The organism is Thalassotalea sp. G20_0 (assembly GCF_017744175.1).
Classification (GTDB): Bacteria; Pseudomonadota; Gammaproteobacteria; order Pseudomonadales; family Endozoicomonadaceae; genus Endozoicomonas.
In genome coordinates, this window is the sequence record NZ_JAGHQV010000461.1 from 1 (window position 1) to 585 (window position 585).

Below are 585 nucleotides of genomic sequence, written 5' to 3' on the forward strand. Positions count from 1 at the left end.
AATTGACGTCTGAGTTGTAGTGTCTGTTACTGAAGATGTTAATGATTGTCCTGTTTCTGCAGGTGTTGAGGTTTCTGTCGGTGATAAAGCCGCCGTTGAACTATCCGGAATACCGGAGGTTCCTTGTAGCTCCGGGCTACCAGACGTTGATTGTGCTTTTTCCTGAGTGACTGATTGTTGCGTTGTTGCCTGTTCGGCAGCCGTGCCTGTTGATGCTGACGTCAATGATGGAGAAGCAGCTGAGCTATCTCTGGAACCAGAAATAACTGTCTGCCTGGCTGTGTCGGGGGTTGATGTTGTCGTCTGGCCAGATTGCCTGGTCTGTGCAGCGGTTGAGATGGTTGTTGAGGTTGGAGACGCCGTTGCGTTGTCGGATCTACCAGAGGCGTCTTCTGTTGTGGTGGTATCAGATGTTGATGATGTATTTTCTTGGTTTGTCGTTTGATATATAGCTTTTGTCGTCTGAGTTTTAGTGCCTGTTGCTGACGACGATGTTACTGATTGTCCTGTTTCAACAGGTGCTGAGGTTTCTGCCTGCGTTGAAGCAGCCGTTGAACTATCCGGAATACCGGAAGTTCCTTGTAG

At 48.7% G+C, this 585-nt stretch carries 1 protein-coding gene; it reads right to left on the bottom strand.

Annotated features, from left to right (window positions below):
* On the bottom strand, positions 1–585 hold a 585-nt coding region (locus tag J7438_RS27050; RefSeq protein ID WP_209279105.1), incomplete at both ends, for a hypothetical protein.